Origin of the sequence: Streptomyces sp. NPDC086835 (assembly GCF_044745705.1) — a bacterium.
Classification (GTDB): Bacteria; Actinomycetota; Actinomycetes; order Streptomycetales; family Streptomycetaceae; genus Streptomyces.
Genome location: NZ_JBIVAU010000003.1, coordinates 177,583 through 202,940 on the forward strand (window position 1 = coordinate 177,583; position 25,358 = coordinate 202,940).

Annotated in this window: 26 protein-coding genes; 10 read left to right on the forward strand and 16 right to left on the reverse strand. The window is 71.5% G+C overall.

Going from position 1 to position 25,358, the window contains the following annotated elements; all coding sequences use genetic code 11:
* Nucleotides 1-150 precede the first annotated feature (150 nt).
* The 7 genes from ACIPJI_RS12305 to ACIPJI_RS12335 form a co-directional block, all read right to left on the reverse strand.
* Entirely contained in the window at nt 151-1,233 is a 1,083-nt protein-coding gene (locus ACIPJI_RS12305) for a YihY/virulence factor BrkB family protein (RefSeq protein WP_402245987.1), read from the reverse strand.
* Between the two features lie 263 nt (nt 1,234-1,496).
* Nucleotides 1,497-1,763, reverse strand: a complete 267-nt coding sequence (locus tag ACIPJI_RS12310) for a DUF4235 domain-containing protein (RefSeq protein ID WP_307704780.1) — start codon at nt 1,761-1,763, stop codon at nt 1,497-1,499.
* Nucleotides 1,760-2,149: a DUF3618 domain-containing protein gene (locus ACIPJI_RS12315; protein ID WP_402245988.1), complete on the reverse strand. Its 390-nt coding sequence runs from the start codon at nt 2,147-2,149 to the stop codon at nt 1,760-1,762. Before ACIPJI_RS12315 ends, ACIPJI_RS12310 begins: the two co-directional genes overlap by 4 nt.
* Entirely contained in the window at nt 2,146-2,553 is a 408-nt protein-coding gene (locus ACIPJI_RS12320) for a phage holin family protein (protein WP_402245989.1), read from the reverse strand. Before ACIPJI_RS12320 ends, ACIPJI_RS12315 begins: the two co-directional genes overlap by 4 nt.
* Before the next feature lie 226 nt (nt 2,554-2,779).
* Nucleotides 2,780-3,478, reverse strand: a complete 699-nt coding sequence (locus ACIPJI_RS12325) for a class F sortase (protein WP_402245990.1) — start codon at nt 3,476-3,478, stop codon at nt 2,780-2,782.
* A 14-nt stretch (nt 3,479-3,492) separates the two neighbouring features.
* The gene (locus ACIPJI_RS12330; RefSeq protein ID WP_402245991.1) at nt 3,493-4,008 is read right to left on the reverse strand and encodes a hypothetical protein; all 516 of its coding nucleotides are present in this window, start codon (nt 4,006-4,008) and stop codon (nt 3,493-3,495) included.
* A gap of 194 nt (nt 4,009-4,202) precedes the next feature.
* Nucleotides 4,203-4,571, reverse strand: a complete 369-nt coding sequence (locus ACIPJI_RS12335) for a metalloregulator ArsR/SmtB family transcription factor (protein WP_356624690.1) — start codon at nt 4,569-4,571, stop codon at nt 4,203-4,205.
* A gap of 121 nt (nt 4,572-4,692) precedes the next feature.
* Between ACIPJI_RS12335 and ACIPJI_RS12340 the strand changes: the two genes are divergently transcribed.
* Nucleotides 4,693-6,678, forward strand: a complete 1,986-nt coding sequence (locus ACIPJI_RS12340; protein ID WP_402245992.1) for a heavy metal translocating P-type ATPase — start codon at nt 4,693-4,695, stop codon at nt 6,676-6,678.
* Between the two features lie 229 nt (nt 6,679-6,907).
* On the opposite strand, the gene ACIPJI_RS12345 is transcribed toward ACIPJI_RS12340, so the two are convergent.
* From ACIPJI_RS12345 to ACIPJI_RS12365, 5 genes are all read right to left on the reverse strand, one after another.
* Entirely contained in the window at nt 6,908-8,935 is a 2,028-nt protein-coding gene (locus tag ACIPJI_RS12345; RefSeq protein WP_356624687.1) for a CocE/NonD family hydrolase, read from the reverse strand.
* A 107-nt stretch (nt 8,936-9,042) separates the two neighbouring features.
* Nucleotides 9,043-10,359 (reverse strand): acetyl-CoA carboxylase biotin carboxylase subunit family protein, encoded by a 1,317-nt coding sequence (locus ACIPJI_RS12350; protein ID WP_402245994.1) that lies wholly within the window; start codon nt 10,357-10,359, stop codon nt 9,043-9,045.
* A 108-nt stretch (nt 10,360-10,467) separates the two neighbouring features.
* Complete coding sequence (locus tag ACIPJI_RS12355; RefSeq protein ID WP_402245996.1) at nt 10,468-11,079, reverse strand: hypothetical protein; 612 nt, start codon at nt 11,077-11,079, stop codon at nt 10,468-10,470.
* A 173-nt stretch (nt 11,080-11,252) separates the two neighbouring features.
* Nucleotides 11,253-11,882, reverse strand: a complete 630-nt coding sequence (gene folE / locus ACIPJI_RS12360; RefSeq protein ID WP_402246587.1) for a GTP cyclohydrolase I FolE — start codon at nt 11,880-11,882, stop codon at nt 11,253-11,255.
* 31 nt (nt 11,883-11,913) lie between these two features.
* Nucleotides 11,914-12,054 (reverse strand): hypothetical protein, encoded by a 141-nt coding sequence (locus ACIPJI_RS12365; RefSeq protein ID WP_402245998.1) that lies wholly within the window; start codon nt 12,052-12,054, stop codon nt 11,914-11,916.
* A 125-nt stretch (nt 12,055-12,179) separates the two neighbouring features.
* Here ACIPJI_RS12365 and ACIPJI_RS12370 point away from each other — a divergent pair, with 125 nt between their 5' ends.
* The 5 genes from ACIPJI_RS12370 (at nt 12,180) to ACIPJI_RS12390 (ending at nt 17,106) form a co-directional block, all read left to right on the forward strand.
* On the forward strand, nt 12,180-12,995 hold the full coding sequence (locus ACIPJI_RS12370) for a helix-turn-helix transcriptional regulator (protein ID WP_402246000.1): 816 nt from the start codon (nt 12,180-12,182) through the stop codon (nt 12,993-12,995).
* Nucleotides 12,996-13,177: 182 nt separating this feature from the next.
* The gene (locus tag ACIPJI_RS12375) at nt 13,178-13,300 is read left to right on the forward strand and encodes a hypothetical protein (protein ID WP_402246002.1); all 123 of its coding nucleotides are present in this window, start codon (nt 13,178-13,180) and stop codon (nt 13,298-13,300) included.
* Between the two features lie 206 nt (nt 13,301-13,506).
* Entirely contained in the window at nt 13,507-14,757 is a 1,251-nt protein-coding gene (locus ACIPJI_RS12380) for an FAD-dependent oxidoreductase (protein ID WP_356624677.1), read from the forward strand.
* 25 nt (nt 14,758-14,782) lie between these two features.
* Nucleotides 14,783-16,636 (forward strand): glycoside hydrolase family 15 protein, encoded by a 1,854-nt coding sequence (locus ACIPJI_RS12385; RefSeq protein ID WP_402246004.1) that lies wholly within the window; start codon nt 14,783-14,785, stop codon nt 16,634-16,636.
* Nucleotides 16,633-17,106 carry a hypothetical protein gene (locus ACIPJI_RS12390; RefSeq protein ID WP_356624673.1) on the forward strand — a complete coding sequence of 158 codons (474 nt, stop codon included), beginning with the start codon at nt 16,633-16,635 and terminating at the stop codon, nt 17,104-17,106. The genes ACIPJI_RS12385 and ACIPJI_RS12390 overlap by 4 nt, the downstream gene beginning before the upstream one ends.
* Nucleotides 17,107-17,238: 132 nt before the next feature.
* Here the strand turns inward: ACIPJI_RS12390 and ACIPJI_RS12395 are convergent, their stop codons facing one another.
* The 4 genes from ACIPJI_RS12395 to ACIPJI_RS12410 are packed head-to-tail and all read right to left on the reverse strand — an operon-like array spanning nt 17,239 to nt 21,376.
* Complete coding sequence (locus ACIPJI_RS12395) at nt 17,239-18,312, reverse strand: acyl-CoA dehydrogenase family protein (protein WP_402246006.1); 1,074 nt, start codon at nt 18,310-18,312, stop codon at nt 17,239-17,241.
* Nucleotides 18,313-18,351: 39 nt separating this feature from the next.
* Nucleotides 18,352-19,341, reverse strand: coding sequence for an acyl-CoA dehydrogenase family protein (locus tag ACIPJI_RS12400; protein ID WP_402246589.1), 990 nt, complete (start codon nt 19,339-19,341; stop codon nt 18,352-18,354).
* Nucleotides 19,341-20,519 (reverse strand): acyl-CoA dehydrogenase family protein, encoded by a 1,179-nt coding sequence (locus ACIPJI_RS12405; protein ID WP_402246008.1) that lies wholly within the window; start codon nt 20,517-20,519, stop codon nt 19,341-19,343. The genes ACIPJI_RS12400 and ACIPJI_RS12405 overlap by 1 nt, the downstream gene beginning before the upstream one ends.
* On the reverse strand, nt 20,519-21,376 hold the full coding sequence (locus ACIPJI_RS12410) for an enoyl-CoA hydratase (protein ID WP_402246010.1): 858 nt from the start codon (nt 21,374-21,376) through the stop codon (nt 20,519-20,521). The genes ACIPJI_RS12405 and ACIPJI_RS12410 overlap by 1 nt, the downstream gene beginning before the upstream one ends.
* 101 nt (nt 21,377-21,477) lie before the next feature.
* Between ACIPJI_RS12410 and ACIPJI_RS12415 the strand changes: the two genes are divergently transcribed.
* From ACIPJI_RS12415 to ACIPJI_RS12430, 4 genes are read left to right on the forward strand one after another with little or no spacing between them, the layout of a single operon-like run.
* The gene (locus ACIPJI_RS12415; protein WP_402246012.1) at nt 21,478-22,644 is read left to right on the forward strand and encodes an acyl-CoA dehydrogenase family protein; all 1,167 of its coding nucleotides are present in this window, start codon (nt 21,478-21,480) and stop codon (nt 22,642-22,644) included.
* Entirely contained in the window at nt 22,641-23,432 is a 792-nt protein-coding gene (locus tag ACIPJI_RS12420) for an SDR family oxidoreductase (protein ID WP_402246014.1), read from the forward strand. Before ACIPJI_RS12415 ends, ACIPJI_RS12420 begins: the two co-directional genes overlap by 4 nt.
* A gap of 42 nt (nt 23,433-23,474) precedes the next feature.
* Nucleotides 23,475-24,062: a TetR/AcrR family transcriptional regulator gene (locus tag ACIPJI_RS12425; RefSeq protein ID WP_307704759.1), complete on the forward strand. Its 588-nt coding sequence runs from the start codon at nt 23,475-23,477 to the stop codon at nt 24,060-24,062.
* 29 nt (nt 24,063-24,091) lie between these two features.
* Nucleotides 24,092-25,249, forward strand: a complete 1,158-nt coding sequence (locus tag ACIPJI_RS12430; protein ID WP_356624661.1) for an acetyl-CoA C-acetyltransferase — start codon at nt 24,092-24,094, stop codon at nt 25,247-25,249.
* Nucleotides 25,250-25,358: the final 109 nt, after the last annotated feature.

A 25,358-nucleotide genomic window follows, 5' to 3' on the forward strand; every position in this document is an offset into this window, starting at 1 on the left:
GTGGAGCCCGAGTGATATTGCCCGCCGGGGGGGGGCCCCCCACCCCACCACGGGGGCTTTGGGGGGCGGGCACCGCGGTGCCCCGGGGATGTCCCGCGGCCCTCGTCGATGCCGGCCCTTGCCGTGGACGCCGTCCGCCGGCGTGCCCGGTCAGCTCATTCGCCGTCGGTCCTCGTCGGTCCACTTGCGCGTGTCGCGGGGCTCGACGTAGGGCTCGGCGTCCTTCGGGTGGCCCCCGACGAGCGCGCGTTCCCGGGCGAGTTCCGCGTCGAACTCGAGGCCCAGCAGGATCGCCAGGTTGGTGATCCACAGCCAGACGAGGAAGATGATGACGCCGGCGAGGGTGCCGTACGTCTTGTTGTAGGAACCGAAGTTCGCCACGTAGAAGGCGAAGCCGGCCGACGCGACGAGCCAGATCACCACGGCGATGAAGCTGCCGGGGGTGATCCATTTGAAGCCTCGGACCTTGGCGTTGGGTGTGGCCCAGTACAGCAGCGCCACCATGAGGGTGACCAGGACCACGAGCACCGGCCACTTGGCGTACGTCCAGACCGTCATGGCTGTCTCGCCGACGCCGAGTGCCGTACCGAGCTGCTGAGCGATGCCTCCGGAGAGGACGACGATGAGGGCGCTCACACAGGCCATGATCATCAGGGCGACGGTCACGCCGAGGCGGACCGGCAGCACCTTCCACGCGGGCCGGCCTTCCGGCACGTCGTAAATGGCGTTCGAGGAGCGGATGAACGCGGCCACGTAGCCGGACGCGGACCACAGAGCGCCGAGCAGGCCGACGATCGCCAGGATCGAACCGGTGCTGGAGCTGCCCTGGAGCTGGGTGACGGCGTTGGTGATGACGTCACGGGCCGGCCCCGGGGCGAGTTGCTGGATGTTGTCGAGCACCTTCTGCGTCGTGCTCTCGCCCATGATGCCGAGCAGCGAGACGAGCACCAGCAGGGCAGGGAACAGCGCCAGAATGCCGTAGTACGTCAGAGCGGCTGCACGGTCGGTGAGCTCGTCGTCCTTGAACTCCTTGAGCGTTCCCCGCAACACCTGTCCGAAAGACTTCTTGGGCATGTCGGTCGGCTTGTCCGGGGCGTTGCGCTCCACCTCCGGCCCGGGGCCGGGGTTCTGATCCGTGCCGGCATCGGGCTGCGGTCCCGTGTCGGTGGCACGGTGGGCCTCGTGACGAGAGGCTTCTTCGTGGCGATGCCGCAGATTCGCAAAACGGGTCATATTCCCCGTGTATCCGCATTCGCGGAAGACAATCAGCCGATTGCTTTCACAGCGGAACGCCTTTGTGCGGGCGTCCTCTTCGGCATGCTCGGCGCCCTCGCCGGGCCCGTGTCTGCGTCCTGTGCTCCGTCGTGGCGGCAAGGCCCGCCCGACGACGTGCCCTCCTGGGGACGCGAACAGAGCTCACCGGCCCGGGCACCGATGTCCGCGGTGCCCGGGCCGGTGCCCGGAGGGGGAGTGGGAACGAGGTCGACCACGGCGTGTCAGCCGGGCCAGGTACCGGTGAGGCGTTTCAGGGCGACGGCACCGCTGCGGTCAACGGTAGCCTTGACGACAGCGAAGATCGCGCCCTGCAGGGCAGCGGCGAGCAGCACCTCCCGCCAGCTGCGGTGCTCATCGGTCGCGTCCGGCGCGTCCTCGTCGTGGCCCAGCTTCTTCCATACCTGGCCGAACACCGCCCCCGCCACGGCGCCGCTCGTGGCACCGATCGCCAGACCGACGGGTTTGTAGAGGATCTTCGAGACCTTCATCGGCGCCTCCTGTGCCTGACCAGCATCAGGAGAACAAGGGCCACGGCGACTCCCGCTCCCGCGCCGGCGAGGAGCTTCGTGTTGGTGTCGCGTGCCGCGTGTGCGGCGTGGGGCTCGTGACGAGGGTGAGGGGCCTTGTCGCGGATCGTGTCGCCCAACGCATGCGCGGTGGCGGCCACCTGCTCCTTTGCGCGGGTGGCCTTGAGGCCCACCTGGTCCTTCACGCCCGCGGCGGTCTCCTTGGCCCGGCTCTTGACGTCGGCCTTGGCCGCGAGCGCTTCCACCGTTTCGCCGAGCTCGTCGCGGGTGTGCTGGATCTGGGTGCGAAGTTCATCGGCCGAGAGGGCGCTCGGATCCCTGCTGCTGCCTTGCGGGGAAGTGGTCATCGGTGTGCCCTTTCCTTGATCTCGCGGACGTCGCGCTGCACGCTGCTGATCGTTTCCTGAGGCTTCGGCGGGCCCGCCCGCCGAATGTTCTTCTTCCCGGCCGCGCCGAGGATCGCGGCGATCAGGAACAGCACCCCGGTGACGATCAGTGCCGCCGCCCACCACGGCAGTACCAGTGCGAGCGCGATGATCGCGGTGGCGACCAGTGCCTGCAGCCCCAGAACCGCCACCAGGCCGGCGCCCCCGAACAGCCCGCCGCCCATGCCGAACCGTTTGCCCTTCTCGCTCATCTCGGCTCTGGCCAGCTGCATCTCTTCCCGCACCAGCTGGGAGATCTGCTGCGAGGCACGGCTGACCAGCTCACCGACCGGCTCGTCCGTGGCCGTGCGATGCGAATTGCTCATCGGTCCACCTCCTGACGGGTCCACGGGCTCCGGTTACCCGAGAAGACGCCGCGCACACAACGAGCGGGGCCCGTGCCGACGGACATGCCCCGCCAGAGGCGGCTCCATGAAGGCTGCCGTGGCGACACGGCAGTCCGGAATTGCGGAGCCGTATTGGCGTCAGGCCGTCGCGCCGCAGCAGGTCACAGACAGTGACGCTCTGGCACGGCCCGTTCCGGACGGCGGATCAGCGAACGGCCACCAGCCGCCCGAAGGCGACCACGTTCCCCTCGTAACCGCGGTCCTGCGAGTACCTTCCGCCGCAGGTGATCAGCCGGATCTCCGCCTCCGCCGTGTCCGCGTACACCTCCTCGGCGGGGAAGTCCCGCAGGTCGAACACCTCGACCGCGTACACCGCGAACACCGCCGTGCGCCCGTCGTCGCGCAGCACCTCCACCCGCGTACCGCGCGTGAGCGAGCCGAGCGGATAGAAGACGGCCGGCCCTGCCTCGTTGTCGACATGGCCGACGACGACCGACGTGCCGCGCTCCCCGGGCGTCGCAGCGCCGGAGTACCAGCCGGCCACGTCCGCCTGCGCCGCCGGGGGCACGCCCACCCAGCCGTTCCGGTCGAGCCCGACGGGCGTCAGCGGCGCGTCGATGCCTGCCGCGGGTACGGAGACACGGCGCGGCGCTGAACGCGGCAGCGGCCCCGGAGCGGGTGGCAGCGCCGCCGAGGCCCGCCGCGCCGCAGACGCGGCGGATACGGCCGACTCCGGGGACCCGCGGGACTCGGCCGGCCCGAGGGGCGCGGCGGCAGTGGCGGACGAGGACGGCTGGGGCGGGCCGCCGTACGGCCCCCCGGTCCCGTTGCCCACGAGGAACACGCCGAAGAGCAGGACACACAACAGCGTGCACCAGGGGCCGCGTTTCGAGGGCGGCGGCATGGGTCCCCTACCCCTCAGACGCCCTCGCCCGAACGGCGGCGCAGCAGGTACACGCCCCCGCCGAGCGCGCAGGCGACCAGTGTCCAGCCGGCGACCGACCTTGCGGGGCCGAGGTCGAAGACACTGCCGCCGGTACCGGCATGGGCTCCGCCGCCCGGCTTCACGGTCCCGGGCCCGTGGGTCCCGCCGGAGCCCGCCGCGATGGTGAGCGGCGCATGACCCTTCTCGCCCTCGCAGTCGAAGGTGACCTCGTACTCCGCGCCCGGCCTGGCGTCCTCGTCGACCTTCGCCGTGGCGGGGCGCCCGTCGTGGACGGTGACCGTTTCGAAGACCTCGGACGACACGGTCACCTTCTTCGCCGGGCACTTGGTGGCGGTGAGGGTGACCGTGCCGCCCGGCTCGACCGTCGAGGGGGAGACGGAGAAGGCGAACGAGGTGATGCCGCCCTCCTCGGCGTGGGCCGCCGCGGCGGGGGCGAGGAGCGCGACGGCACCGGCGAGGGACAGGGATGCGAGCGGTGTGGCGCGCATGGTCGGTTCTCCGGGTTCCCGAGGGCAGTCACGCGGAGGTTCCGCGGATGTCGGGACGTGCACCTCGACGGGAACGACGCTAGGAGCGGCCCTTGGGCCCTGCCACTTCAAGGGGGCCGATGGGCCGGACCGCGGTCCGGCCGTGAACGAGTGTCAGCATGGCGCCGGACATGGCGACGGGCGCGCCGTGCCGCCTACTCGCTGCCCGCCGGCTCCGGCATGTCGCGGGTGCCCAGCCGAAGGTGCTCGATGTGGTAGACGGCCTCGTCGAGCAGTTGGGCGACGTGGTTGTCGTACAGGCTGTACTCGATCCGCCGGCCCTGGCGGGTGCCGGAGACCAGGCTGAGCGCCCGCAGCAGCCGCAGCTGGTGGGAGACGGCGGACTGCTCCATCTCGACCGCCTCCGCGAGTTCGGTCACTCCGCACGGACCTTGGCGCAGTCGCGTGAGGATCATGAGGCGGGAGGGCGTCGCGAGGGCCTGGAGGGTGGCGGCGATGGTCGCCGCGGAGTCCGCGTCCAGATGCGCGGCCGGGGTGGTCCCGCCGCTGACTCCGTGTCCCATGGTGCACATCGTAGCCGCGCGACAGAAGCAATGGATGAAGACCTCTTCATGTGTTCCGCTATGGTGGTCGGGTTCCGCCTACACCCCGTGCCCCGGAACCCGAAGAAGAGGTGTGCTCCCGATGGTTCCTCCGACGTCGCCGACGTCCCCGACCGCCACGCCGGTGCGCGACGCCACCACCGCGCGGCCCGCCGCGACGCCCGGGACGGCACCGGACAGACGGCGCACCCGGCTGTTCGCGCTCCCCGAGGTCCGCTGGGCGGCACTGTCCGCCGCCGCGTTCCTGTGCGCCCTCCCGCTCGACCTCGGTGGCGCACCCGCCTGGGCGTGGGGCCCGTTCTACGCCCTCTGCTACGTGGCCGGCGGCTGGGAGCCCGGTCTGGAAGGGCTACGGGCCCTGCGCGAGAAGACCCTCGACGTGGACCTGCTCATGGTCGTGGCAGCCGTCGGGGCCGCGGCCATCGGGCAGTTCCTCGACGGCGGGCTGCTGATCGTCATCTTCGCCGTGTCGGGCGCGCTCGAGGCACTCGCGACCCGCCGCACCGCCGACTCGGTCAGCGGCCTGCTCGACCTCGCGCCCGCGCAGGCCCTGCGCCTGACTGACGGCGCGGAGGAGATCGTCCCCGTGTCCGACCTGCGGGTGGGGGACACCGTTCTGGTGCGGCCCGGAGAACGCTTGCCCGCCGACGGGACCGTGCTCGAGGGCGTGAGCGAGGTCGACCAGGCGACCATCACCGGCGAGCCGCTCCCCGTCGACCGCTTCGCCGGCCACACCGTCTTCGCCGGCACCCTCAACGGCACCGGCTCGCTGCGCGTCCGCGTCGACGCGGACGCGGCCGGGTCCGTGATCGCGCGGATCGTGGCGATGGTCGAGGAGGCCAGTGCCACCAAGGCGCCGACCCAGTTGTTCATCGAGAAGATCGAACAGCGGTACTCCACAGGGGTCGTGGTCGCCACCCTCGCGCTGCTGGCCGTGCCGCTCGCCTTCGGCGCCGACTTCACCAGCACCCTGCTGCGGGCCATGACGTTCATGATCGTCGCTTCGCCGTGCGCCGTCGTGCTGGCCACCATGCCGCCGCTGCTGTCCGCGATCGCCAACGCCGGACGCCACGGAGTCCTCGTCAAATCCGCCGTAGCCATGGAGTCGTTGGCCTCCGTCACCCGCGTCGCGCTCGACAAGACCGGCACCCTCACCGAAGGCGCTCCCCGGGTCGCGGAGGTACGTCTGCTGCCTGCCGGTGGCCTCGACGAGGACACGGTGCTGACGCTCGCGGCGGCGGCCGAACACCACAGCGAGCACCCGTTGGGCCGTGCCGTGGTCACCGCGGCACGCGAACGCGGCCTGCGACTGCCACAGGCGCGGCAGTTCGAGTCGGCTCCCGGGCGAGGCGTGTCCGCGCATGTCTGTGGCCGTGCGGTGCGCGTCGGCAGCCCCGCCGCTCTGCTCACCGGCGAAAGCGCGGAGGCGACGGCGATGGAGGCCGACGGCCGGACGGCCGTCGTGGTGGAGGTGGACGGAGAACCGGTAGCCGTGCTGGCCGTCGAGGACCGGCTCAGGCACGGCGCCCCGGAGGCCGTCGCGGCCCTCGCCCGTCTCACCGGTGCGGGACCGACCCTGCTCACGGGCGACAACCCGCGGGCGGCGGCCCGGGTGGCGGGCGAGGTCGGCATCACCGACGTACGGGCCGCGCTGCTGCCGCAGGACAAGGTCGCGGCGGTACAGGAGTGGGAACGGGCGGGTGACAGGGTGCTCGTCGTCGGCGACGGCGTCAACGACGCGCCCGCGCTGGCCGCCGCGACCGCGGGGGTCGCGATGGGCCGGGCGGGCTCCGACCTGGCGCTGGAGAGCGCGGACGCCGTGGTGGTGCGCGACGAGGCGGCCGCGGTCCCCGCCGTCGTGGCGCTGTCGCGGCGCGCCCGCCGGCTCGTCGTGCAGAACCTCGTGATCGCGTCCGTCTGCATCGGCGTGCTGGTGGTCTGGGACCTGGCTTGGCACCTGCCGTTGCCGCTCGGAGTCGCGGGCCACGAGGGCTCCACCGTGCTGGTGGGCCTCAACGGCCTGCGGCTCCTGCGCGAGTCGGCATGGCGGCGGGCGGCGCAGGCCTGACCGGGGCGGGCGGGCGTCCGGCGGAGCGCTCTCCCGGACGCCCGCGCCCGGCGGCGGCTGCGCACCGCCCTGCGGTCGGCGTGGCGGCGGGCCGCGCAGGCATGACCGCGGGGGCGAGGGGGACGGGCGAGCGCTCTCCCGCCCGCCCGGCCCCGCCCGCCAGATGCCCCCGCCCGCACCGACCCCGGAGCCTCGCCCGGACCAGAGGGCGTTCCTCCGCCCGGCTCCCTCACAAGTGGTCGCGGGGCAGTGTCTCGTTCCACGTACGGGAGAAGACCCGGCGGTCGTTCTCGAAGCCGTCCAGGGTGGCGTCGATGAAGAACTCGGTCTCGCTCGACGTCAGCGCGGTGCGGGTCTCCACGCGGACGTCCCAGTCGTCCCGGCGGAAGCGCATGGTCCAGGCGCTTTCCCCGCTGACCGACGTGAAGTCGTCGGCGACCGCGCTGTACTTCTCGTACGCCCGCAGGCCCACGTCGAGGCCGATGTCGTCGTAGCGGACCATGCCGCGGTCCTTGACGATCTCGAGCGCGGACCGGTAGCCGACCAGGTCCCGTGTGACCTCCCAGCGCTGCTCAGGGGGTGTCAGCCGGGTGGTGCTGAGGGGCGCTGTGCCCTCGGGCTCGCCGAACGGACGCTGGGGAAGGTCGTCGGGCGCCTCTTCCGGTCGCAGCGGCAGCGTCAGGCTGCTGGTGCCTTCGTAGACGCTCAGCAGCGCCGGTCGGGGTGGTGCCCAGGCGAGCGGCCAGTAGGAGGTGGACAGCGACAGCCGGATGCGGTGCCCGGGCGGGAAGGCCTGCGCCACGCCGTTGAGTTGGACGGTGGCCCGGTACCGGGCCCCCGGTTCCAGTGGCTCCGGCACGCCCGTCCCCTCGCGATGGGTGAGGTTGAGCAGGCCGTAAGTGACGCGGGTGGCGCTGCCGTCAGGGGCCACGTCCGACAGCCGCGCGGCGACCATGGCGACCGGTTCGCTGACCGACAGGTCCAGTTCGACGCTGGGGGAGCCCAGGATCTCGACGCGCTCGGTGAGCGCGTCGGTCTCGAAGACCAGGGAGCCGCCGTCCTCCTCCCGCTGGTCGTAGGGAAGGTCGGGCGGGGCGTTGTAGGAGGCCCACTTGCCGGCGAACTGCCCGACGGACAGCGGCGACTGCACGGTCAGGGCGTCCTTGCTCGGCGTCGCCTCACCAGGGGCGCCGATGCGGTGACGGCTGAGGGGATGGGCGGTCGGCCGGACATTGGGTGAGGGCCAGGAAGGTTCGCCCACCCAGCGGCCGGGCCGGGACTCGTAAGAGGTGGAGGGCGGCACACTGTCCTGCATCCAGGTTTGGAGCATCGGCCCGTCCATGACCCCGTTGTCGACGCCCTTGAGCCAGTGGTCCCACCAGGCGACGACCTCTTGGAGATAGCCGATGGCCGGGCCCGGCTCGCCGAGGTGGGGATACTTGTGCGACCACGGGCCGATCAGGCCCTTGCGCGGTACGTCCAGGTTCCCCAGCAGTCGCGTGACCGCGTTGGAATAGCCGTCCGCCCAGCCGCTGGAGGCCAGGACGGGGCAGCGTACGGCCTGGTAGTCCTCGCAGACCGAGGCGTGCCGCCAGTATGCGTCGCGGCGCTGGTGGCGCAGCCACTCCAGCGCCCACGGGCGGGTGTTCTCCAGGCGTTCCTGCCACATCTCGCGCCAGCGCTCGCCGACGACGGCGGGGTCGGGCGGGCAGGTGGCGTAGGCGAACATGGTGCCGGCTTCGGCCAGGTTGTCCGACAGCAGCGCACCGCCCATGTAGTGCATGTCGTCGGCGTACCGGTCGTCCGTGAAGGACGCGATGACGATGGCGCGCAGGCTCGGGGGTTGACGGGCGGCGACCTGGAGGGCGGCGAACGCGCCCCAGGAGATGCCCATCATTCCGGTGTTCCCGTCGCACCATGGCTGTTCCGACAGCCACGCGAGGATCTCCTCGGCGTCGCTCTGTTCCCGTTCCAGGTACTCGTCCGCCAGGACCCCTTCCGACTCGCCGGTGCCCCGCAGGTCGACACGGACGCAGGCGTAGCCGTGGCCGGCGATGTAGGGGTGATGGACGGAGTCGCGTACCGAGGACAGGTCGCGCTTGCGGTACGGGATGTACTCCAGCACGGCCGGCACCGGTTCCGCGTCGGAGGAGACGGGACGCCAGATCCGGGCCGACAGACAGACGCCGTCGGACATGGGGACGGCGACGTGCTCCTCTTCTGTTGTCGCGTAGGGCAGGTTGCTCACATATCGCATACGGCCGGCCCTCTCCCTCCTCATTTCGGGTCGGCTGGGCGGCTGCCCAGGATCCTGTCCGGCACACCGGTCCGGCCGGTCCGGCCGGACCGGTCTGCCTGTCTGCCTCAGGCGTTCTCACCGTCGGGGTCGTCGGTGCCGCCGGGCGCGGCCCGGTCGAAGGTGAGGTTCAAGGCGGCCACGCAGCGGTCGTACTTTTCGCGCAGGTCCTCTTCGCTGTCACCCCCGGTGAAGATGTGGGCCAGTTCGAAGCTGTAGCTGTCCTGCTCGGGCATCTGCGACAGCCGCTGCCCCTCCTCGGGCACCATGTCGACCCGCACACCCGGGATCTCCCGCTCGATGCGCCTCAGGTCCTCGTCCGAGGGCGCGTCGTGCACCACACCGTCGGCGAACCACCGGTAGTACCACTTCGCCGCCATCTTGTAGCGACCCGCGCCGTCGGGCAGTTCAGGGTTCTTGCCGAGGGCGAGGCTGACCATGCAGTGGTGGTTGGGCACGCCGTCGACGTACTCGAACAGTTCGGCGTGCGACTGGGAGTGCCGGGGATTGATCTCCAGCAGGTTGATCGCGTCGGTCCGCGGGTCGTAGAAGTACTCGATGCTGAATGTCGCCGTGTCCATACCTATCTGCCGTATCACGCGCTCGGAGACGTCGTGCAGACGCCGCACGACGGGCTCGGGGAGCGTGGAGGGGTACTGGTGGCGCAGAAAGGAAGAGCTGTCGGGGTAGTTGATGGAGTCCAGTGCACCGTAGACGGTGACCTCGCCGTGGTGGACGTAGCCCTCGACCGCGACCTGGATGCCGGAGAGCGCTTCCTCCGCCAGACACACCTGGCCTCCGACGCCCTGCATCTCCGGCGGCAGGTCCAGCCGGTCGAGGATGTACTGGAACGGGCGGCCGACGCGGGCGACGCCCTCGCGGATCTCGTCCACCGCCGCGCGGAACTCCTCCTCGTTCTTCACGCCGAAGGCGAGCTCCGACGAGTACGACAGGGCGGGCTTGAGCCACATCGGGAAACGGACGCCCTCGGGCGGGCGCGGATCCTGTGTCTCCAGGTCGACCGTGCCGAAGCGCGGGTGCTCGTCCACGACCTTCTGCTGCTCCAGCCGGCTCCAGTACTTGTGCTCGCACTTGACGACCGACTCCAGAGAGGTGCTGCGCGTGCCGTAGCGCTCGCTCAGGATCGGCACGAGCGTGCTCACGGGGAAGTCCCAGTACCCGACGATGGCGTCGATACTTCCGTCGAACGCGTCCAGGATCCCCTCTGCCTTCTCCAGCAGCGCGGGCACGGAAACCTCGCCGACCTGCAGTTCCTGCGTGGTCAGGAGTGGGTGGAAGCGGTATTCACCGGCGTCGGGCACGCTGTGCAAGGTGTCCACGTTGGCGTCGTCGAGGCCGATCACGAAAATGTTCTTCTTGGGCACTGATTCTCCTTGGGTCGGGCGAAAGGCCGCTGCATATCGGGGATGCCGCCCGGCTACCCACCGCCCCGCGCGACATGCCCCACCTGCCGGACCCGACCCGGTCGCGCGTCAGGCGGCCAGCGACCGCCGGATCCGGTCCGGCAGGAGCCGGGCGGCCTCGTCGAGGTCCACGTCGTCGATGCCGGAGAGCCGGCGCCGGGCGACACCGACGACCGGACCGAGGGCCAGGGACTCGATCAACGGCAGCGGCAGCGGGGCCAGTTCGCCCGACTCGATACGGGGCTGGATCCACTGGGCGATGGCCGAGAGCCGTGCCTCCTGGGTGTCGCGGAGCTCGTTTCCCCGGACGGTGCCTGCGCAGGACCCGGAACCGAAGACGGGCCGCGCCCCGGAGCCGGAGACGGACCCGAAGCCGAGGCCCGGGCCGGACCCGAAGCCCTCGCCCGGGCCGGAGCCCGGGGCCGGGGCCCGTCCGGAACGACCCGAGCGGCGGCTTGAGCGCCGCCGCCGTACCCGCGTGCTCCTCGCCGTGGTGCCCGTCGTCGTCGTGGGCGGTACGACCCTCGCCCTCCAGCACCTGCCCTTCACCTCCTCGCCGCAGGCCGAGGCGCAGGCCACTCCGTCCGCATCGGTCTCCGCGCCGGCCGACCCGCCGCCGCCGACGACGGGCGGGAGCCATTCGGATGCGGCGTCCCCCGCGAAGTGGTCGGCCAAGGACAAGGCCGAGCAGGGCGAGCAGGGCGAGGAACAGGGAGGGACGGCCGGGTCACGGGCCCCGTTGCCGGGGGCACCGGGACCGGCACACAGGACGGCGCGGGCGGCAGCGGTGAAATCAGCGCGGCCGGGCGGGGCCACCGGCCGGCACCGCCCCTCCCGCCCCGCCGGGGCTGTGGTCAGTGGGGCAGGCCGGTCAGGGCCAGGAACTCGCTGCGGGATCGCGCATCGCTGCGCAGCAGGCCGAGGAGCGTGGAGGTCATCGTCGTCGCCCCGGTGGCCTGGACGCCGCGCAGCGTCATGCAGGTGTGTTCGGCCTGGATGACGACGCCGACGCCTTTCGGCTCCAGGTGGGTCTGGAGCCAGTCGGCGACCTGCTTGGTGAGCCGCTCCTGCACCTGAGGACGGCAGGCGAAGTGCTCAAGGATCCGCGCGAGTTTGGACAGGCCTAGGATCCGCTGCCCAGGGAGGTAGCCGATGTGGGCCGTCCCGACGAACGGCAGAAGATGGTGCTCGCAGACGCTCCGGAGCGGGATGCTCCGGGCGAGGACCAATTCGTCGTAGTCCTCGTCGTTGGGGAACGTGGTCAGGTCGAACGGGCGGGGGCTGAACAGTTCGGCGTAGGCGCGGGCCATGCGGCCCGGGGTGCCGCGCAGGCTCTCGGTATCGGTGTCGATACCCAGCGCCTGAAGGAACTGCCCCGCTGCGAGTTCGGCGGCTGTCAGGTCCACCCCTTCCACGTCGTGGACCACACGCAGGGCAGCGGGCGCCGAGACCGGCTCAGGAGAGGGAGTCGGGCCGGGGGCCATGTGCAAGGCGGAGTGGAGTTCCCGGGTCATGTCACTCACCCGTCCCGAGAGCACTGCCCGCCCACGCACCGACCGGCACGGTGACCACGATCGGAACGAACGGGTGCCCGTACGAGTCCGCGAGAGCGGCGCTGACCGGCTGTTTCGCCTGCTTGTGCAGTTCCATGGACATGGCGGGCTCCTCATCCATAGTTTCACCAATCAGTATTGGACTTATTCGGAAGGCTGGTCAAGCGCCCCGGGGAAAAGCCATGTGTCTCTGGTTCCACCAGCACGCATTGGAGTTATCGTGAAGGTGTGACCTCAGGACTGACTCCGTCTTCGCCTCATCCCCGCGCCGCGGCGGGCGTGGAGGCGGTCTCGGTGCTCGCGGACGATGTGCGCCGCACCCTGTACAACTTCACCCGGCGGGCCCACCGGCCCGTGACGCGGGAGGAGGCAGCCTCGGATGCCGGCATCTCCGCCAAGCTGGCCGCCTTCCACCTGGACAAGCTTGTCGCGGCCGGGCTGCTGCACTCCCGCTACGACAGTCCGGGGGGCGTCCGCAGGGTGGGCCGCAAGCCCAAGGTGTACGAGCCGGCCGAGACCGACATCCGCATCAGCATCCCGGAGCGCCGTCCCGACGTCCTCGCGGAGATCCTCGTCGACGCAGTCCTCGAACAGGAACAGGGCGAAGACGCGCGGTCCGCCGCACTGCGCACGGCCCGCAGGCGGGGTGAGGAGCTGGGAGCCGTGACACGCTCCGACAGCCGCCCCGGACGCCTCGGCCCTGAGCGGTCCGTCAGCCTGACGGCGTCCGTGCTGGAGGAGTTCGGCTTCGAACCCGACCGTCAGGCCCCTGACGAACTGCGGCTGCTCAACTGCCCCTTCCATCCCCTCGCTGCCCGCTCGCCCCAGTTGGTCTGCGGCATCAACCACGCCTTCCTCGGCGGTTTCCTCACGGGACTGCAGGCCGGCGGGATAGACGCGGTCCTCGCCCCCCACCCGGGACGGTGCTGTGTGGAGCTGCGCGCCGCAGCTGACGGCCCCGGAGCATCCGGCTCCGCCGACGGCACCTGCGCGAAGGAGACCGGCGCCCGCCGGCCCGCACCCGATGAGGGCACCACGCCGTAGACGGCGTCGCGCGACGCATGGGAGAACGCCATGAGTGAGAACCTCGACCGGCCGGCCGCCCAAGGCGTAGCGGTTCGGCTCGATGATCCGAGCCGGGAGCGGCTCGTCGGCGGCGGACCGGCCGACCTGGTTCGCGAGCAGCGGGCATCCAGCAGGTACTGGATGACCTGGAGACTGTCGGAGTGTCCGCCGACGACGTGGTGGGTGTGCCGGAGGCCGAGGGCACAGCCAGGTTCACAACCTCGGGCAATGAGCTCTTCGAGCAACTGGAGGCCGCATTGCAGGCCGAGCACACCGCTGCCTGATGCAGCCGGCCCCGTCCGCCGACCGCCGACGAACGCTCCAGCGTCCACAGCCTCCGTCGATCGACCTGTCGGCAGACACACCCGGGAACAGATCAACCGATGACAGCGCACGGCTGTCGACGACGATGGCCTGGCCACGTGCGACGCGGGCAGGTAGCGGATCGCCATCCGCCCGCGGGCCGGGCCGACGCAGCAGAGGAGAGAACATGGCCGCGAACACAGGATTCGTGATCGTCGGAGCCGGCCTGGCCGGTGCGAAGGCGGCACAGACCCTCCGGGAAGAGGGCTTCGACGGCCCCGTAGTGCTGCTCGGGGAGGAAAGCGAGCACCCCTATGAACGCCCGCCGCTGTCGAAGGGCTATCTGCTGGGCAAGGACGAGCGTGACACCGTCTACGTCCATCCTCCCCGGTGGTATGCCGAGCACGGCGTCGACCTGCGCCTGGGCGTCGCCGTCACCGCGATCGACCCGGCCGGACACGAGGTGACGCTCGCTGACGGCAGCCGCATCGGCTACGAGAAACTGCTCCTGACCACCGGCTCCTCGCCGCGCCGCCTGCCCGTGCCCGGAGCCGATCTCGACGGCGTCCACTACCTGCGCCGGCTCGCCGACAGCGACCGCATGAAGGAAGCCTTCGAGTCCGCATCCCGCGTCGTGGTGATCGGCGCCGGCTGGATCGGACTGGAGACCACGGCCGCCGCCCGAGCGGCCGGTGCGGAGGTCACCGTGCTGGAGACGGCGGAGCTGCCCCTGCTGCGCGTGCTGGGCCGCGAGGTCTCCCAGATCTTCGCCGAATTGCACACCGGTCACGGGGTCGACCTGCGCTTCGGTGTGCAGGTCGCCGAGATCACGGGGGACGGCGGCCGGGCGAACGGTGTGCTGCTGGCCGACGGCAGCCGCATCACTGCCGACGCGGTCGTCGTCGGGGTCGGCATCACTCCCAACGTCCAACTTGCCGACGCTGCCGGCCTGGAGGTCGACAACGGCGTCCTCGTCGACTCCCACTTGCGTACCTCGCACCCGGACGTCCACGCCGCCGGCGACGTCGCCAACGCCTTTCATCCGATGCTCGGCAAGCACATCCGTGTCGAGCACTGGGCGAACGCCGTCAATCAGCCGCAAGCCGCGGCCAAGGCGATGCTCGGCCAGGACGTGGCCTACGACCGCGTTCCGTACTTCTTCACCGACCAGTACGACCTGGGCATGGAGTACACCGGCTACGTCGAACCGGGCGGGTACGACGAGGTCGTCTTCCGTGGCCGGAGGGACACCCGCGAGTTCATCGCCTTCTGGCTCGCCGAGGGCCGGGTGCTGGCCGGCATGAACGTCAACGTCTGGGACGTCACCGACCCGATCCGCGCCCTCGTGACATCCCGGCGCCAGGTCGACGCGACGAGGCTCGCCGACTCCGACGTCCCGCTGGGCGACCTGCTCGACCGCCCGGCCTCGGCCGGGTGAACCTCCCGGAGAGGGTGGTTCGACGGTGACAGCCAGGCATCCCCTGTCCGGCCGCACGCCTCAGGCCGTCCCGGACGCGGCGCAGCCGGTACGGGCGGACGGGTACGCGCCGTTGCGGGACTATGCCGTGATCGGGGACGGGCGATGCGCCGCGCTCGTCGCCCGCGACGGTTCGGTGGACTGGCTGGCCTGGCCGGACCTGGACTCGCCGAGCCTGTTCGCCGCCGTGCTCGACCCGGCCCGCGGCGGCCGGTTCCTGCTCCGGCCCGACGTGCCGTACACCGTAAACCGCCGCTACCTGCCCGGCACCAACGTGCTGGAGACGACGTTCACCACCGCGCACGGCACGGTCCGGCTGACCGATGCGCTGTCCCTCCCCGACGACACTTCCCTGGCGCCGGGCCGGGAACTGGTCCGGCGGGTCGAGGGCCTCGCCGGCAGTGTCCCCATGCGCTGGAGCGTCGAGCCGCGCTTCGGCTACGGCACCCGGGCACCGCACCTGACCCACCGTGGCGGCGTGCCGGTGGCCACCTCCGGACCCGATGCCCTCGCCGTCTGCGCCTGGAACGCGGGAAAGCCGCAGCTCACCGGCGATGCCTTCGCATCCGGCTTCCGGACCGGGGCCGGTACCCCGGCCGTCATCGCGCTGGCGTACGCACATCAAGAACCCCTGGTCCTGCCCACCCGCGCGGAGTGCGAGGCCCGCCTCGACCGCACCATCGCCACCTGGCGCCGATGGAGCGATGAGCGCACCTGCGCCGGACCATGGCGCGAGGCGGTCCTGCGCAGTGCCCTCGCCCTCAAGCTGCTCGTGTTCGCCCCCTCGGGCGCAGTCGCCGCGGCTGCGACCACCTCGCTGCCCGAGGAACTGGGCGGGGAGCGGAATTGGGACTACCGCTTCAGCTGGATCCGGGATTCCGCCTTCACCCTGGACGCCTTCCTGCAGCTGGGCTGCGCGCCGGAGGCCACCAGCTACTTCTGGTGGCTCATGCACGCCTCCCAACTCACCCACCCGCGCCTCCATGTGCTGTACCGCCTCGACGGAGGCACCCGCGCACCCGAGCACATCGTGCCCCTGTCGGGCTACCAGGGCTCGGTGCCCGTGCGGGCAGGCAACGCTGCCGCCGGCCAGCTTCAGCTCGACACCTACGGGGAACTGCTGCAGACCGCCTGGCTCTACACCGCGGCAGGCCACCGGCTCGACGCCGACATCGCCCGCCGACTGGCCGAGACCGCCGACTTCATCTGCACCACATGGCAGCAGCCGGACGCGGGCATCTGGGAGGTGCGCAGCGCACCCGAGCACTTCACCCAGTCCAAGATGATGTGCTGGATCGCCCTCGACCGCGCCCTTCGCCTCGCCGCACGCCATCTGATCCCCGACCGGCACGCGCCCCGTTGGCGGCGCGAACGACAGGCCGTCGCCGACTTCGTCGACAAACGCTGCTTCAGCCCGCACCGCAACAGCTATGTACGTTCCACGGACAGCGACGCCATGGATGCCGGCCTCCTCCTCGGTCTGCTCCACGGCTACCTGCCGCCCGACGACCCCCGCATGTGTGCGACCGTCGCCGCCGTCCAGAAGGCCCTGCAGAACGGCCCCTACGTCAGCCGCTATCTCGGTGCCGACGGAGTCCCGGGCGGCGAGGGTGCCTTCCTCGCCTGCTCCTTCTGGCTCGTCGAAGCCCTCGCCCGGTGCGGCCGCACCGACGAAGCCGTGTCCCTCATGGACCAGCTCGTGAGTCTCGGCAACGACGTCGGCCTCTACAGCGAGGAGATCGATCCCACCACCGGCGCCTTCCTCGGCAACCTGCCCCAGGGCCTGTCCCACCTGGCCCTCATCAGCGCCGCATGCGCCGTCGGGCAGGCCACACGATGAGCATCTGGGCCGCTCTGGCGGGCGGGTTCGTCGGCACCCTGGTCCTGACGACGGCCCTGCGCGCCGCCAACGCCTTCAACCTCACCCGCATCGACCTGCCGTTCCTGCTCGGCACCGCCTTCAGCAGCAACCGGACCCGCGCCAAGGCCCTCGGCTACGGGGCACACTTCGTCAACGGCCAGATCTTCGCCCTCGTCTACTACGCGGTCTTCGTCGCCCTCGGCCACAGCAACTGGTGGCTGGGATGTCTCCTCGGCCTCGTCCACGGCCTGTTCGCCGCCACCGCCCTGGTCAACATCCTGCTGCCCCTCGTCCACCCGCGCATGGGCACACCCGAGACCAGCGCCCCCCACGTGGCGCTGCTGGAACCACCCGGCTTCCTCATGCTCAACTACGGCCCCGGCACGCCCACCGTCACCCTCGCCGCACACCTCGGCTACGGCACCATCGTGGGAGGCTTCCTCACCTGACCACGCTGAGCGCCACCCGTCACGCGCCTGCCCCCGCCCCGCATCGGTCTCCCCCCGGATTCCCCAGGTGCAACCTGCCGGTCCGGGAGCCGACCACGGAGTGTGTGAGCGTCGACGGACGCGCAGGGCCGGTCAGGCCGCGGCCAGTCCGAGGTCCTTGGCGAGCCGGCGCCGGTGCCACGCCGGTGGCCCGAACAGCTGGGCCGAGCCGTGGGCGCGCTTGAAGTAGCGGTGGGCATCGTGCTCCCAGGTGATGCCGATGCCGCCGTGCAGCTGGATCGTCTCGCCCGCCACCGTCGAAAAGGCCTCCGAGCAGGCGGATTTGGCGACGGCCGCACAGCGCGTCAGCTCCGATGAGCCGGCGGCGGCTGCGAAGGCCGCGCAGAGGGCGGCCGACCGCGCCGCTTCCACCAGCACGTACGCGTCCGCGAGTCGGTGCTTGAGCGCCTGGAAGGAGCCGATCGGCCGGCCGAACTGGATGCGTTGCTTGGCGTAGGCCACGGTGAGCTCCAGGCAGCGCTCGGCCGCGCCGGTCTGCTCTGCGGCGAGCGCAGTGCAGGCCAGGTCCAGTACGTGCCGCAGGACCCGGCCGCCGTCGCCCTCCGAGCCGATGAGTCGGCCCTCGGCCGCGTCGAGCGCGATGCGCGCCTGCGGCCGGGTCTGATCCATGGTGACCGCCGCTTCGCGGCGCACACCCGCGCCGTCGACGGGGACCTGGAAGAGACAGACCCCGGCCGCCGTTCGGGCCGCCACGAGCAGCACGTCGGCCTGGGCCCCGTGCAGTACGAACTCCTTGGCCCCGGTGAGCCGCCAGGTGCCGCCCGGGCCGCGGGCGGCGTCGGCCCGGACGGCCGCCGGGTTCCAGGAACCGCGTTCGGCCCAGGCGAGTGCCCCCACAGTCCGGCCCTCGGCGAGTCCCGGCAGCAGCCGGGCGCATGCCTTCGCGTCGCCGGAGGCGAGCAGGGCCCGCACCGTGAGCACCGCGGAGCCGAGGTAGGGGACGGGGCTCAGGCTCCGGCCCAACTCCTCCATGACGACGTGCACTTCGCGTGCACCGCATCCCGCACCGCCGTACTCCTCGGGGACGAGGAGTCCGGCGACGCCGATCTGTGCGGTCAACGGCAGCCAGGCCGCCGCACCTTCGTGCCGTGCGAGCGATGCCCGCACGGCGGTCCGCAGTTCCTTCTGCTCTTCCGTCGGCCTCACCCGTCGGCTCCCTTCTGCGTCGCTCGGTCCGGGTCGGGTTCAGGGAGCCAGCACGCGGGCGCGGCAGGCGGCCGGTGTGCCCCAGGCGGACCGCAGCACGCGGGCCTTGCGGATCCACAGGGAGAGGTCGAACTCCTCGGTGTAGCCGAGGGCACCGTGGATCTGCAGGGCGGTACGGGCAGCGGCGCAGGCCGCCTCGCACGCCGTGACCTTCGCCGCCGCGATCTCGCGGCCGGACGCCGGATCGTGCGTGGTCAGGGCCACGGCCGCGGCGTGGACCAAGGGTCGGGCGAACTCCAGGGCGATCAACGTGTCGGCCAGCCGGTGCTTCACCGACTGGAACGAGCCGATCGTCACCCCGAACTGGATGCGCCGCCGCGCGTGTTCGACGGTTCGTGCCAGCAGGGTGCGGCCCAGGCCGAGGGCCTGGGCCGCCGTCACCAGCGCCGCGACATCGGCGGCGTGCGCGGCCGCGACGGCCACCTCCGGCCCCCGCGCCAGGACTGTTCCGCCGAGCGGGCGGGCCAGCCGGCGCGCCGGGTCGGCGGACGGCTGGACGGGCCCGGCCGCCGCTGCCAGGCGTACGGCGTCGCCTTCCACGACGAAGACAGCGTCGGCGGCGTGGGCGTCCAGGGCGTACGGGCTGCTCTCGCACAGCAGACAGAGGGAGGCGGCCGTCTTACCGGACGCGATGGCAGGCAGCCACGCGGCGGCCACCGCGTCGTCGCCCAAGCGGTCGAGGAATGCCGCCACGGCCACCGTCTCCACCAGCGGGCCCGGCACCGCGTGACGGCCCATTTCCGTGAAGGCGACACAGAGTTCGACGGGCAGCGGGCCGAGGCCGTCGTGCTGCTCCGGCACGGCGAGGGCGAAGACCCCGGCCTCCGCGAGCCGGGACCAGAGCGCGCGGCCGGGCGCGGTGTCCCCGGCGGCCCAGGCCCGTACGACCAAGGGGGTGCCGGCCGCCGTGAGCATGCCGTCCAGGGAGCGGGCGAACACCTGCTGCTCGTCGTCGAGGAGGAACCGCATCACCGGCGCCCCTTCGGCAGGCCGAGCAGCCGCTCGGCGATGATGTCGCGCTGGATCTCGTTGGTGCCCGCGTAGATGGGGCCGGCGAGGGAGAAGGTGTACCCCTCGGCCCAGCTCCCGTGCGCCGGCGCTTCCCCGGCCGTGTCCGACAGTTCGCCGTACGGGCCCAGCAGGTCCAGCGCGGTCTCGTGGAGGGCGATGTCCAGCTCGGACCAGAAGACCTTGTTGAGGCTCGACTCGGCGCCGATCGCCCCTCCGGCGGCGATCCGCGAGGCGCCCGCGTAGGTGAAGAGCCGGTACGCGCGTGCGCCGATGACCGCGTCGGCGACCCGGTCGCGCAGGGCGGTGTCGCTCGGGTCCGCGCACGAGCGCCACAGCGCCATCAGACGGTCGGCCGCCGCGGTGAACCGTCCGGGGCTGCGCAGGGTCAGCCCGCGCTCGTTGCCCGCGGTGCTCATGGCGACCCGCCACCCCTGACCCGGCTCGCCGATCACGTCCCGGTCCGGGACGAAGACGTTGTCGAGGAAGAGTTCGGCGAAGGCGGGCTTGCCGTCGAGCCGGCCGATGGGGCGCACGGTCACGCCGTCCGCGTCCAGCGGGAACATGAGGTACGTCAGGCCGTGGTGGGGCTTTGCCTGCTTGGTGTCGCCCCGCTCACTTAGGAAGAGGCCGAACGCGCGGTCGGCGAAGGCCGCCCGCGACGACCAGGTCTTCTGACCGCTCAAGAGCCAGCCCCCGTCGGTGCGTACGGCCGTGGAGCGCAGGCTCGCGAGGTCCGAACCGGACTCCGGCTCGGACCAGGCCTGCGCCCAGATCACCTCACCGCTCGCCATCGACGGCAGGACCCGGGCCAGTTGCTCGACCGTGCCGTACTCGAAGAGGGTGGGGGCGAGAAGATTGATGCCGTTCTGACTGACCCGGCCGGGTGCGCCGGCGGCGTAGTACTCCTCCTCGAAGATCAGCCACTCGAGGATCGAGGCGCCCCGGCCGCCGTACTCCTCGGGCCAGGAGACCACCGACCAGCGGTCCGCGGACAATGTGCGCTCCCACGCGCGGTGGGCGGCGAAGCCCTCGGCGGTCTCCAGGGAAGGCAGGGGCGCGGCCGGGACACGGGTGGCGAGCCAGGCGCGGGCCTCGGCGCGGAACGCCTCCTCCTCGGCGGTGAAGTCGAGGTCCATCAGGAGGAGGCCTCCTTCATCGCGCGGACGTCCATGCCGCCGAGCGAGTCCTTGGCGGTCTCGGAGTTGTGCGCGTGCGCCAGATGGTGCAGCCCGAAGGCGGAGTCCAGTCCGGCGTGCAAGCCCTGAAGGTCCTCGGCCTGGTTGACGGCCCGCTTGGTCAGCGCCAGCCCCAGACGGGGCATGTCGGCGATCCGGATGGCCAACTCCATGGTCCGGTCGGCCAGTTCGGCGCGGGGCACGACCCGGTTGACCATTCCCACCTCGTACGCGCGCTGCGCGCTCATCCGGTCGCCGGTGTAGAGGAACTCCTTGGCGATGCGCGGCGGCATCACCCATGGGTGGGCGAAGTACTCCACGCCGGGGATGCCCATGCGCACCACCGGGTCGGCGAAGAAGGCGTCCTCGGAGGCGACGATCAGGTCGCAGACCCAGGCCAGCATCAGGCCGCCCGCGACGCACGCGCCCTGCACGGAGGCGATCAACGGCTTGGGCAGTTCGCGCCAGCGGCGGCACATGCCCAGGTAGACCTCGGACTCGCGGGCGTAACGGCTGTCCGCTCCCTGTTTGTCCGAGTGGTCCCACCACAGGCCCGCCTTACGGTCGAACGGCAGATGCGCGTCCCGCTCCGGGGTGCCGATGTCGTGGCCGGCCGAGAAGTGCTTCCCCGCTCCCGCGAGGACCACGACCTTCACCTCGTTGTCGTCGGCCGCGCGGTAGAGGGCGCGGTCCAGGGCGTAGGTCATCGCGGAGTTCTGGGCGTTGCGGTAATCGGGCCGGTCCATGGTGACCGCGGCGACGGCACCGTGGCGTTCGTAACGGACCGGCTCGGCGGGTGCGGTGCGGGCAGCGGACATCCGCCCTCCTTCCCTAACAAGTGTTTGGTAGGTTAACGTACGGGTCATCGGCCGTCGAGAAGTCGGATCGCCCATTCGTCGAGAGCCGTCCGGAGCCGCCCATGAGCAGCGTCGAGGAGTTCCGCGCCGAGTTCCGCGACTGGCTGCGAGCCGACCTCACGGGGGAGTTCGCGACCCTGCGAGGACGCGGCGGACCCGGCCGGGAACACGAGGCCTTCGCCGAACGCCTCGCCTGGGAGCGGCACATGGCCGCCGCGGGCTGGACCTGCGTCGGCTGGCCGAAGGAGTACGGCGGCCGGGGCGCCACCCTCGAGCAGCAGGTCGCCTTCCACGAGGAATACGCCCTCGCGGACGCCCCCGCCCGCGTGGGCCACATCGGGGAGCAGCTGCTCGGCCCCACCCTGATCGCCTTCGGTACGCCTGGGCAGCGCGAGCGTTTCCTCCCCCGGATCGTCGCGGTCGAGGAGCTGTGGTGCCAGGGGTACAGCGAGCCGGACGCCGGGTCGGACCTGGCAGGCGTACGGACGCGGGCCGAGCTCGACGGCGAGGAGTGGGTGGTCACCGGCCAGAAGATCTGGACCTCACTCGCGCACGCGTCCGACTGGTGCTTCGTCGTCGCCCGCACCGAACCCGGTTCCACCCGCCACCATGGCCTGTCCTATCTCCTGGTGCCGCTGGACCAGCCCGGTGTGGAGGTGCGGCCGATCACGCAGCTGACCGGCACCTGCGAGTTCAGCGAGGTGTTCTTCGACGGCGCCCGGACGCCGGCGGGGAACGTCGTCGGAGCGCCGGGCGAGGGCTGGAAGGTCGCCATGGCCACGCTCGGCTTCGAGCGCGGAGTGTCCACCCTCGGCCAGCAGGTCGGCTTCCGCTGCGAGCTGGAGGCCGTCATCGACCTGGCCAAGCGCAACGGCGCGGCAGAGGATCCGCTGATCCGCGACCGGATCACCCAGGCCTGGATCGGACTGGAGATCATCCGGGGCAATGCGCTGCGGATGCTCGACGGCGTCGCGGCCGGCGCGCCGGGACCCGAGGCGTCCATCGGCAAGATCTTCTGGGCGACCTGGCACCGGGAGCTGGGTGAGCTGGCCATGGACGTCTGCGGCGCCGACGGCATGCTGGCGGCCGGCCCGCCCTACGACCTCGACGACTTCCAGCGGCTGTTCCTCTTCTCCCGCTCCGACACCATCTACGCCGGATCGAACGAGATCCAGCGCAACATCATCGCCGAGCGGGTGCTCGGCCTGCCCAAGGAGGCTCGCCCATGACCTCGGCGCCGCCCCCGCCGTACGTGCCGGGCCACCGCCTGCTCGCCGGCCGTACCGCCGTCGTCACCGCCGCAGCGGGCGCGGGGATCGGCGGCGCGACCGCCAGGCGGCTCCTGGAGGAGGGGGCGAGCGTCGTCGTCTCCGACGCGCACGCCCGCAGACTGAAGCGGTCGGAGGCGGAGCTTGCCGCCCGCTTCGGTGCGGACCGCGTGTCGTCGCTGCCCTGCGACGTGACCGAAGAGAGGCAGGTCACGGCACTCTTCGACCACGCCGAGGAGCGGCACGGGAGCCTCGACATCGTGGTCAACAACGCCGGACTCGGTGGCACGGCCGATCTCGTCGACATGCCCGACGAGCAGTGGGACAAGGTCCTCGACGTCACCTTGAACGGCACGTTCCGCTGCACCCGCGCCGCTCTGCGCCGCATGAAGGCCGCGGGTGGCGGAGGCGTCATCGTCAACAACGCCTCGGTGATCGGCTGGCGGGCGCAGAAGGGCCAGTCGCACTACGCCGCCGCCAAGGCCGGGGTCATGGCGCTCACCCGCTGCGCCGCGCTGGAGGCCGCCGAATACGGCGTACGCGTCAACGCCGTCTCGCCCAGCCTCGCCATGCATCCGCACCTGGTGAAGGTCACCACCCCCGAACTGCTGGAGGAGCTGACCTCCCGCGAGGCGTTCGGCCGCTACGCAGAGCCGTGGGAAGTGGCCAACGTCATCGTGTTCCTGGCCAGCGGCTACTCCTCGTACATGACCGGCGAGATCCTGGCCGTCAGCAGCCAGCACCCGTGAGGCGAGAATGGTTGCGTGCCGAAAAGCAGCAGGAAGACCACGATGAGCCCATCGCCCGATCGGCGCGAGGAACTCCTCGCCACCGCGGCCGAGGTGTTCGCCGCACAGGGGTACAACGCCACCACCGTCCGCAAGATCGCGGACGCGGCGGGGATGCTCGCGGGCAGCCTCTACTACCACTTCGACTCCAAGGAGTCGATGCTCGACGAGATCCTCTCCACCTTCCTGGACGACCTGTGGGCCCGGTACGACGCCGTCCTCGCCGCCGGAATCGGACCGAAGGAGACGATCGAGGCCCTCGTCACCGAGTCCTTCCGGGAGATCGACCGCCACCGTGCCGCGGTCGCCATCTACCAGAAGGAGTCCAAGCACCTCCTGACCCAGCCGCGCTTCGGCTATCTCGCCGACTCGCAACAGAAGTTCGAGAAGGCGTGGCTCGGGACGCTGGAGCGCGGCGTCGCCGAGCGCGTCTTCCGCGCCGATCTCGACGTCCGGCTCACCTACCGCTTCGTGCGCGACACCGTATGGGTCGCCGCGTCCTGGTACCGGCCGGAGGGACAGCACAGCCCGGAGGAGATCGCCCGCCAGTACCTGTCGATGGTGCTGGAGGGGATCGCCCTCCGCGCCTGACATCGCAGACATCGGAGAAGGAGTCGGCCATGGCCGAGGCATACATCGTCGAAGCGGTCCGTACCCCCGTCGGGAGGCGGAACGGCGGACTGTCCGCCGTCCACCCGGCCGACCTCGGCGCGCACGTCCTCAAGGCGCTGATGGCGCGCTCGGGCGCCGATCCGGCGGCCGTCGAGGACGTCGTCCTCGGCTGCCTGGACACCGTCGGTCCCCAGGCCGGCGACATAGCCCGCACCTGTTGGCTGGCCGCGGGACTGCCGGAGGAGGTGCCCGGTGTGACCGTGGACCGCCAGTGCGGCTCCTCGCAGCAGGCCGTGCACTTCGCGGCCCAGGCGGTGCTGTCGGGCACGCAGGACCTGGTGGTCGCGGGCGGCGTGCAGAACATGTCGATGGTCCCCATCGCCTTCGCGACCCGTCAGGCCGCCGAGCCACTCGGCCTGACCCAGGGCCCCTTCGCCGGCTCGCAGGGCTGGCGGGCCCGCTACGGCGACCGGCCGGTCAACCAGTTCGCGGGCGCCGAGATGATCGCCGCCAAGTGGGGCATCTCCCGCCGGGACATGGAGGAGTTCGCGCTGCGCTCCCACCAGCGGGCGATCCGCGCCGTCGACGAGGGCCGCTTCGAGCGCGAGCTCGTCCCGTACGGTGACGTGACGACCGACGAGGGCCCGCGCCGCGACACCAGCCTGGAGAAGATGGCCGGCCTGAGGCCGGTCATCGACGGCGGCAGCATCACCGCGGCCTGCTCCTCCCAGGTCTCCGACGGCGCGTCCGCCATGCTGCTGGCGAGCGAACGAGCCGTACGGGAGCACGGGCTGACCCCGCGCGCCCGCATCCACCACCTCTCGGTGCGCGGCGAGGACCCCATCCGCATGCTGACGGCGCCGATCCCGGCCACGGCGTACGCACTGAAGAAGGCCGGGATGACGCTCGACGACATCGACCTGGTCGAGATCAACGAGGCGTTCGCGTCCGTGGTGCTGGCGTGGCTGAAGGAGACCGGGGCCGACCCGGAGAAGGTCAACGCCAACGGCGGAGCCATCGCCCTCGGCCACCCGCTCGGCGCCACCGGCACCAAGCTGATGACCACCCTGTTGCACGAGCTGGAGCGCACGGGCGGCCGCTACGGCCTCCAGACGATGTGCGAGGGCGGCGGCCAGGCGAACGTCACGATCATCGAACGGCTCTGACCTGCCACAGCGCCGTACGGCCCGCCGGTCTCGTCGACCGACGGGACATGCGTGGCGAGGCGCCCGTGTCGCCCACGGGCTCCGATCCGCCGACGGTCTCAGCCCGGCG

What these genes read in the sequence shown, in the direction of transcription:
- ACIPJI_RS12320 (WP_402245989.1), bottom strand. Translation starts at nt 2,553, where the DNA reads ATGAGCAATTCGCATCGCACGGCCACGGACGAGCCGGTCGGTGAGCTG.
- ACIPJI_RS12400 (WP_402246589.1), bottom strand. Translation starts at nt 19,341, where the DNA reads ATGCGGTTCCTCCTCGACGACGAGCAGCAGGTGTTCGCCCGCTCCCTG.
- ACIPJI_RS12415 (WP_402246012.1), top strand. Translation starts at nt 21,478, where the DNA reads ATGAGCAGCGTCGAGGAGTTCCGCGCCGAGTTCCGCGACTGGCTGCGA.
- ACIPJI_RS12335 (WP_356624690.1), bottom strand. Translation starts at nt 4,571, where the DNA reads ATGGGACACGGAGTCAGCGGCGGGACCACCCCGGCCGCGCATCTGGAC.
- ACIPJI_RS12425 (WP_307704759.1), top strand. Translation starts at nt 23,475, where the DNA reads ATGAGCCCATCGCCCGATCGGCGCGAGGAACTCCTCGCCACCGCGGCC.
- ACIPJI_RS12430 (WP_356624661.1), top strand. Translation starts at nt 24,092, where the DNA reads ATGGCCGAGGCATACATCGTCGAAGCGGTCCGTACCCCCGTCGGGAGG.
- ACIPJI_RS12305 (WP_402245987.1), bottom strand. Translation starts at nt 1,233, where the DNA reads ATGACCCGTTTTGCGAATCTGCGGCATCGCCACGAAGAAGCCTCTCGT.
- ACIPJI_RS12315 (WP_402245988.1), bottom strand. Translation starts at nt 2,149, where the DNA reads ATGACCACTTCCCCGCAAGGCAGCAGCAGGGATCCGAGCGCCCTCTCG.
- ACIPJI_RS12330 (WP_402245991.1), bottom strand. Translation starts at nt 4,008, where the DNA reads ATGCGCGCCACACCGCTCGCATCCCTGTCCCTCGCCGGTGCCGTCGCG.
- ACIPJI_RS12405 (WP_402246008.1), bottom strand. Translation starts at nt 20,519, where the DNA reads ATGGACCTCGACTTCACCGCCGAGGAGGAGGCGTTCCGCGCCGAGGCC.
- ACIPJI_RS12410 (WP_402246010.1), bottom strand. Translation starts at nt 21,376, where the DNA reads ATGTCCGCTGCCCGCACCGCACCCGCCGAGCCGGTCCGTTACGAACGC.
- ACIPJI_RS12420 (WP_402246014.1), top strand. Translation starts at nt 22,641, where the DNA reads ATGACCTCGGCGCCGCCCCCGCCGTACGTGCCGGGCCACCGCCTGCTC.
- folE (WP_402246587.1), bottom strand. Translation starts at nt 11,882, where the DNA reads ATGGCCCCCGGCCCGACTCCCTCTCCTGAGCCGGTCTCGGCGCCCGCT.
- ACIPJI_RS12380 (WP_356624677.1), top strand. Translation starts at nt 13,507, where the DNA reads ATGGCCGCGAACACAGGATTCGTGATCGTCGGAGCCGGCCTGGCCGGT.
- ACIPJI_RS12345 (WP_356624687.1), bottom strand. Translation starts at nt 8,935, where the DNA reads ATGCGATATGTGAGCAACCTGCCCTACGCGACAACAGAAGAGGAGCAC.
- ACIPJI_RS12365 (WP_402245998.1), bottom strand. Translation starts at nt 12,054, where the DNA reads ATGTCCATGGAACTGCACAAGCAGGCGAAACAGCCGGTCAGCGCCGCT.
- ACIPJI_RS12310 (WP_307704780.1), bottom strand. Translation starts at nt 1,763, where the DNA reads ATGAAGGTCTCGAAGATCCTCTACAAACCCGTCGGTCTGGCGATCGGT.
- ACIPJI_RS12325 (WP_402245990.1), bottom strand. Translation starts at nt 3,478, where the DNA reads ATGCCGCCGCCCTCGAAACGCGGCCCCTGGTGCACGCTGTTGTGTGTC.
- ACIPJI_RS12390 (WP_356624673.1), top strand. Translation starts at nt 16,633, where the DNA reads ATGAGCATCTGGGCCGCTCTGGCGGGCGGGTTCGTCGGCACCCTGGTC.
- ACIPJI_RS12340 (WP_402245992.1), top strand. Translation starts at nt 4,693, where the DNA reads ATGGTTCCTCCGACGTCGCCGACGTCCCCGACCGCCACGCCGGTGCGC.